This window comes from Thermogemmatispora tikiterensis, assembly GCF_003268475.1.
Lineage (GTDB): Bacteria > Chloroflexota > Ktedonobacteria > Ktedonobacterales > Ktedonobacteraceae > Thermogemmatispora > Thermogemmatispora tikiterensis.
The window spans coordinates 1,166,647-1,173,852 of the sequence record NZ_MCIF01000002.1 but is presented as its reverse complement, the minus strand read 5'-3'; the positions used below and the strand labels follow the sequence as shown (position 1 = coordinate 1,173,852).

5 protein-coding genes are annotated in these 7,206 nt (G+C 58.5%); 1 reads left to right on the top strand and 4 read right to left on the bottom strand.

Annotated features, from left to right (window positions below):
* Positions 1-291: 291 nt before the first annotated feature.
* From A4R35_RS04855 to A4R35_RS04845, 3 genes are all read right to left on the bottom strand, one after another.
* Positions 292-1,839, bottom strand: coding sequence for a (Fe-S)-binding protein (locus A4R35_RS04855; RefSeq protein WP_112427076.1), 1,548 nt, complete (start codon positions 1,837-1,839; stop codon positions 292-294).
* 205 nt (positions 1,840-2,044) lie between these two features.
* Positions 2,045-3,205, bottom strand: a complete 1,161-nt coding sequence (locus A4R35_RS04850) for an SAM-dependent methyltransferase (protein ID WP_146747116.1) — start codon at positions 3,203-3,205, stop codon at positions 2,045-2,047.
* A gap of 6 nt (positions 3,206-3,211) precedes the next feature.
* Positions 3,212-4,546 carry an FAD-binding oxidoreductase gene (locus A4R35_RS04845; RefSeq protein ID WP_189361336.1) on the bottom strand — a complete coding sequence of 445 codons (1,335 nt, stop codon included), beginning with the start codon at positions 4,544-4,546 and terminating at the stop codon, positions 3,212-3,214.
* Between the two features lie 324 nt (positions 4,547-4,870).
* Between A4R35_RS04845 and A4R35_RS04840 the strand changes: the two genes are divergently transcribed.
* Positions 4,871-5,428, top strand: a complete 558-nt coding sequence (locus A4R35_RS04840) for a DinB family protein (RefSeq protein ID WP_112427070.1) — start codon at positions 4,871-4,873, stop codon at positions 5,426-5,428.
* A gap of 235 nt (positions 5,429-5,663) precedes the next feature.
* On the opposite strand, the gene A4R35_RS04835 is transcribed toward A4R35_RS04840, so the two are convergent.
* Positions 5,664-7,142 (bottom strand): FAD-linked oxidase C-terminal domain-containing protein, encoded by a 1,479-nt coding sequence (locus tag A4R35_RS04835; protein WP_112427068.1) that lies wholly within the window; start codon positions 7,140-7,142, stop codon positions 5,664-5,666.
* Between the last annotated feature and the right edge of the window lie 64 nt (positions 7,143-7,206).

Below are 7,206 nucleotides of genomic sequence, written 5' to 3'. Positions count from 1 at the left end.
CTCCCTTATCTATCTCAGCTCTGCCTTGTTACGCTGTCTACGGCTCCTCTCGGCAAAATTGAGGCAAGAATTGCTGCAGTTGTGAAGTGTCTTTTAAGAAGAGCTTATTGTTTGATGACCCAAACAAGAGAGGGGCCTACCAGCCAGGGTGACCGGTAGGCCCCTCTCTTGTTTGGGTTCTGAACACCCTCTTAGAGGTAGCCCATGTCATACAGTGGACAGGCAGCCTCTAGAGACCTGCCCCGGCAAGGATCGGAGCCAGTCTACACTTGCCTGCAATGATCTGCTGACTCAGCGTGAACGACGTGCCAGCCAGAAGCCGATCGCGGCTCCGGCACTGGCTCCCATGCCGACTAGCAACGCACGCTGGCGCAGGCGTCGTCGACGGGCTACTGCTGCCGCAGCAGGCTGACGGTAGAGACCGGCTGCTCGGTAGGCCTGATCGAGCAACTCAACAGGATGCAGAACCTGCATTCTCAAGCCGCGCTCGCGAATCCCCAGGGCAATTTGCATCATACAGCCTGGGTTACCAGTGACTACTGCCTCCGCTCCAGTAGCTGCGATATTGTTCATTTTTCTCTCCAGCAGCTTGCCAGCCAGGTCCTGATTCGTGATATTGTAAATACCCGCGCTGCCGCAGCACCAATCGGCCTCTTTTAGCTCCACTAGCCGCAGACCGGGAATGTTTTGTAACAAGCGGCGTGGCTGCTGCTTAATTTTTTGGCCGTGGATCAGGTGACAGGCGTCATGGTAAGTGATCGTGAGGGGCACCTCGCCCATCTCCCGGTTGAGATCGATCGAAGTCAGAAACTCACTGATATCTCTTACTTTAGCGCTAAAGGCGGCAGCTCGCTCGGCATAGAGCGGGTCATCTGCCAGTAGGTGGCCATATTCCTTTAGATTGGAGCCGCAGCCCGCCGAGTTAATGATGATCGCATCGCACTGATAGGCCTCGAAAACATCGATATTGTAGCGTGCCAGCTCTCGCCCACGCTGTGCTTCGCCTGCGTGGACATGGAGTGCCCCACAGCAGCGCTGCTGTGGGGGGGTGATGACCTCGCAGCCGTTAGCGGCCAGCACCCGGATAGTCGCCTCATTCACGTCGCGGAATACCTGATCCATAATGCAACCGCTGATGAAGCCGACGCGATAGCGGCGCTGGCCCAAGGCCGGCGTGATCTCTGGCAGTGGGCGAGAGAAAAGGGGACCACGCGCTGGCGCCATTAAGGCTTCCGGGGTCTTCAATCGACCCTGGAATGGGGTCGGTAGAGCGTTCACCATGTCCAGTAAGCCAGTAGCATGAACTAGGGCCTGCAGACCGCTGCGCTGGTAAAGCTTAAGAGCTGCAAAGAAAAGCGTCGTCATCAAGCGTGAAGGCAGCAGGACGTCGAAGAAAGCTCGACGCAAGAGTCGAGTAGTACGTGACTCCAAGGTTGCTCTAGCTGCACCGTCGGCTGACAGATTTGCTGGAGCCTGCCCGGCCCGCTCGATCTCTAGCTGGATCTGCTCGCGAGCAGCCTCGATTAGCTTCCCGAACTGCACACCAGAAGGGCAGGCGGTTTCACAGGCACGGCAGCCCAGACAGCAGTACATATGCTCCACAAACTCTGGACTGATGGCGATCCGGCCTTCCGCTACCGCCTGCATCTGATAGATGCGCCCTCGGGGTGAATCCATCTCTACCCCAAGCAGTGCATAGGTGGGACATGTAGGCAGGCAGAAGCCGCAATGAATGCACTGACGCATTAATTGATAGGTATGTGTATGACGGCGAAGTGGGCCTTCAGTAGGCGCAGCGACAGCCAGCGTCGTTGCCAGCGCCGTGGAGTGACTGGACATAATTTCCTCCCAGAGTAGTCTTGCTTGCAGAGGACCGACCGATGATGAGAGTCAGGAGCACTTTTTCTGCGGCAGGGGCGCCTCTCCTCCCCATTAACGCGGTCTGCCCTGCCGTCTCTCTGCGCCGTGATGTTTTGTCTACCGCCTGCTGGCTAACCCTCCCAGGAGAGGTCAAGTCAGGCGGCAGAAGGCAACGTTTCGCATGCTATGCCCCTGCTCGTGATGGGCGACGACCAGAGAAAGGTCGACTCTGACGAGGAGAGGCAGCCACAACAGTAACCTCCTGGCGATTGTGAAAGAGCTGACGGGCCCTCACAAGGGCGTATGTCCTCTGCAGAATCCCCAGCGCCTCGCGCAGAACGGGCAGCGGCTGGATGCGCTTCGTGACATGTGGCAACTTGAGCACGCTGAGGACAAAGCCATCATCTCTGAGCAGTTCAGCGGCTCGTACCAGCAGGCGAGCTGCATCGCGAGCGTCCATCCGCATATCATTGGTAATGACGGCGAAGCGCCGCGATTGGTGCAGAGCCTCAGCTAAATAAACCTCGGCGGAGCAACGTCGGTATTCAAGACGCGAAGAGGCTTCCTCTCGCAAAGCTGGGGCAAGCGCGGCGGGATCAACTGCTACCACGCGCAGACCAGCCTGAAGCAGAAGGCGAGTCCAACCACCGGGGGCGGCCCCCAGATCAAGAGCCTCGCCTTCGGTTGGCAATGTCAGGTTAAAAACCTCTAGCGCCTCCAACAGCTTCAATTCCGCTCGGCTAATCTGCTCAGGTAAGCGAGCGAAATGTCGCTCACCTCCCGGCCAGGAACTCAGGTTCTCCTCTGCCAGTGAGATGCCGACAAAGCCCCGTTCAGCGGTCAGGGCTATCGACAGCACGATCCGTGGCTTACGAATGGACTCGATCGCCCCCGTTTCCTCGCTGATCACACTTGCTAGCCTCTGGTTGATCTGGCCGCTCGTATAAGAGAGTGAGCAGGCGAGGGGCTGCTTGACTGGAGGCAGTAGACGAGCCTGGACCGCAAAGTGCTGTCCCGGCCCCAGCCAAGCGAACTCGGGCAAAGCAGCTAGCGCAAGGGCCAGGCGGGCGCAGTCCTCTTCTATCGTCCCACTCAACTCAACGATGGCCTGTGCCGGTGCCAGATGACGCACGAAGATGGGCATATGCTCCATCGCCTGGTGCAAAAACCTGCGTATCTCCGGGACGGTGCACAAAGCAATTCCAGGAGCCAGCTCCTCTTCCACTGTCAGCGCCTGACAAAGCGACTGCAACTCAGCCAGTGCGGGTTGAAAGAACTCCGGCTGAGCCGTGGCGATCACTCGTGCTGCATTGTTATCGTTGGCTCCGTAAAGCGTGACCTTCACCGCTGGCTAGAGACCTCCCACGAAACGACCCTTGACAAAGATTCCGCCTGGATCAAAGCGCTGCTTGATCCGTTGCATGAGCGGAAAGTCCGAACCAACTGGTCCCCAGACATCAATCTGGCGCTTTAAGGCTGTTGGGGCGCGTTCGATGACCAGGCTCCCTTTCCCCTCCTGAGCCTGCTGCCGCAAAAGCCTCAGCGCTTCTAGCAGTTCACTGCTCACCTCCGCAGGGTGCAGTTCGAGATAGACGATGCCACTGCCGGCATGAGCCACAGCGGCCATCTCCAGATTTAAGCGCCGGCAGAGCTGCTCAGCGAACTGCAGGTAAGCAGCAATTGAAGTAATCAGCATCGTTGCCTTGCATGTCAGCTCGCCGCTTGTCTGGGCACGCACAGCCTCCCAAAACGCCTCCTGCTCGGCTCCTTGCAAATCCTCCCCCATCAAAGCCCCATGCTGGCGAGCCAGCAGGCGTGTCTCATCCATTTGACGATGAATAGCGCTGAGACTTCCTTCAAAGTCGAAAGCCAGCGTATAACCGTTGGCCGGCAAGGACAGACCTGCTCGGGTCGCAATCGCCCTGGCGGCATTGCCGTCCAGCAGCTCAATGGCCGTTGGAGTCAAAACAGAGCCGAGCACTGCGCTCACCAGACGCATTGCATCGGTCACGGCTGGAAAGGTGAGCAAAAGCGTGCGCTCTGCCGCGGGCAGAGGATGGAGCTTGAAATTCGCCTCAACAATGATCGCCAGCGTCCCTAGCGAGCCGATATAGAGCTTGTTCAGATCGTAGCCAGCTACATTTTTCACTACCCGGCCCCCACTGCGGGCGATTTCACCATCGGCCTGGATTGTGCGCAACCCGATGACCAGATCACGCGCGGTCCCGTAGCGCAGGCGGCGCGGGCCGCTGGCATTAGTGGCCAGAATCCCCCCAATAGTAGCCTGCTCGGCATGAGGGGGGTCGAGAGCCAGACGCTGACCACGGATGGCCAGTTGCCTCTGGAGCGCGGCCAGCGTGATACCGGCTTCGACCTGACAAGTCAGATCGGCAGCCTCGTGCTCTAGCAAGCGCGAGAGACGAGTAAGCTCGATCACGGCCTCCAGGCTCTTAGGGACACCTCCCAGACCGAGATGGGTTCCGCCACCGCGTGGCAAAAGGCTCACCTGATACTGGTGAGCTAGAGCCACAGTCTGCGCTGCCTCATCCGTACTCGACGGCACGATGACGGCCCGGGGCTGCATCTCATCAACCGCATAGCGCTGCAGTGTTGCAGAATCAAGAAGGACAGCGGTCTGGGGTAGCTGCTCTTGAAGAGCGGCAATGAAGCTGGCGAAGTCACCCATCAGGCTCTGCTCCTCCAGAAATAAAAAGTTAGCGCCAAACCCGTAGCGGCGGAAAGGCCAGCCCAGCCGAGCGGCCAGGCCAGGTGGCGGCATGAGTCGGACTGCGGACTGGCTGACTGGCTTCACCTGACGCCGCCGCCGACATTATAGCATAATTACTGTTCTTATCTCTCATTCTCAACGGCTGCGCTCGCACTAGGAGAAGGTGGACCAGGTCAGCTGGCGACAAAGCAGCAGGTGAGCGCAAGCGAGCCATCTGGCGGCCATTCTTGCTGTACATTACCTTGCCTGGTTTGCTAGCCTCTGAGGCCAGGAGCGTTTATAATGAAAGCTATGACGAACGAGGCCCGGCAATTTTCCAGCGAGTTTGATCACATTGCGCATGAAGCGCTTCAACTGCTGCAACAGGTTCCTGCGGCGCTGCTTGATCATCCTTTCCCGACACCTGAGAGCTACTCCATCTTCATGCTGGCCACCTACTTGGTCGAAGTCGGGGAATTTTGGATTGTCGGCCAAATTGGCAAGAGGCCACAGCCTTCACCGAGCCTGGCCGAATTTTGCGCTGCGGGAACGCTACCGGCGCTGATTGCGCGCTATCAGCGCTGGCTCAAGGAAGTCCATGACATACTTGACAGACTTCCAAATGAAGCGCTAGATGAGCCGCTAGCTTTCGCCCTGGCGCCAGGCGGGCTTGCGCAAATCGCCTCAATGACTGCGCGAGCCTGTTTGCAGCAGGCGATCCGTCACTGTGGACTGATCCTGGAGCATATGCGCACTCTCTCCCGCTCGCTTCTCAGCAGCACCGGGGAAGAACCAGCGGCCAACACCCCGGGCGTCTCAGCAACAGCTGAGGAGCGGCAGAGCCAGGACGGGCAAACCTGAGTCTGGAAGCAGAGAGCGAGTCAGCTCACCAGGCCAGCTAGCCGGCCTATCTCCGACCCCTGCCTGCGCTTTAACGCAGCTTGCTTGCTAGAGAGCGAGCGGGCAGCTAAGGGAAGCCGATCGAGTCTAAGCAAGCGCAGGAAAGGAGAAGGCCAGCGAACAAGTTGACCGGCGCGCCAAAGAAAGAGGCTGTCTGAGTTCGATAGAGGCATCGAACTCAAACAGGCGTCTGCACTCAAAGCTGCTTCACCTCTGCGCAGCGTCCTGGGCGTGGGAAAAGCTTGCCTGGATTAAAAAGCTGCTCTGGATTCCAGGCCTCGCGAACCTGCTGCATCACCCGCAGATCGACAGGGCTGAAAATCAGGGCCATCTCCTCCTGCTTTTCTACTCCCACGCCATGCTCACCGGTGATTGACCCACCGACTTCAGCGCAAACTGCCAGGATTTCATGGCCGGCCTGGCGTACACGTTCGACCTCGCCAGGCACTTGCGAGTCGAAGAGAATCAGCGGGTGAAGGTTACCATCGCCGGCGTGAAAGACATTCCCTACACGTAAGCCATAGCGTGCACAGATTTCACTCACACGGCGTAGCACATAAGGCAGCTTCGTGCGTGGTACGACTCCATCCTGCACATAGAACTCGGGACTAATGCGACCTACGGCCCCGAAGGCATTCTTACGACCTGCCCATAGCAGCTGGCGTTCTGTCTCATTGGCGGCAATGCGCACGGAGCGGGCATGATTGCGCTGGCAGATTGCCACGATGCGCTCTGTCTGGTCCTTTACCTCCTCGCGCAGCCCCTCAGCCTCCAGCAGCAGCACAGCGGCGGCATCCAGCGGATAGCCAGCGTGCATGTCTGCCTCCACGGCCTGTAGAATCATCTGGTCCATCATCTCAATAGCGGCGGGGATCATGCCACTGGCAATGATTTCAGAGACCGTATTCGAGGCATCATCCATGCTATTGAAGACCGCCAGCATCGTCTTCACCTCCTCTGGCAGGTGAACGATGCGCGTAACGATCTTTGTCACCACGCACAGTGTGCCCTCAGAGCCAGTAATCAGGCCCGTCAGATCGTAGCCTGGCCGATCCAGTGTCCAGCCGCCTACCTCCACAACCTCGCCATTGGAGGTCACAATTTCCAGGCCCAAAACATGATTAGTGGTTACCCCATAGAGCAGCGTATGGGGGCCGCCGGCGTTCTCTCCCACGTTGCCGCCGATAGTGCACGAGCGCTGGCTGCTCGGATCGGGCACATAGTAGAAACCGCGCGGATTAAGCGCATTACTCAAATGAAGGTTGACCAGGCCCGGTTGCACCACGGCACGCATGTTTTCATAGTCGACCTCCAGAATGCGATTCATGCGCGCAAAGGCAATGACGATTCCCCCGTAGAGGGGGATTGCCCCACCGCTCAAGCCTGTGCCGGCGCCGCGAGGCACCACGGGAACGCGGTGGCGAGCTGCGATCTTCACGATGCCTGCTACCTCCTCAGTTGAAGAAGGAAGCACCACAATATCTGGTCGGCTCCGATCGATCGAGGCGTCATACTCATACAACATTAAATCGTATGGATCATGGAGCACATAGCGCTCTCCCAATAGAGCGCTCAGCTCGCGTACCACACTGGCCTTACGCTCCTCGGAGAGGCGCTCAAAAGGTGGGGCTGCCGATTCCCGGGCGGTAGTCGCTGGCAACTCTGTAATGCTCATAAGCCTGGCCCTTCTTCCAGAGGCGCCGCTGCTCAGCTGCGCCTTTGCTTGCTTCGCTTCCGTT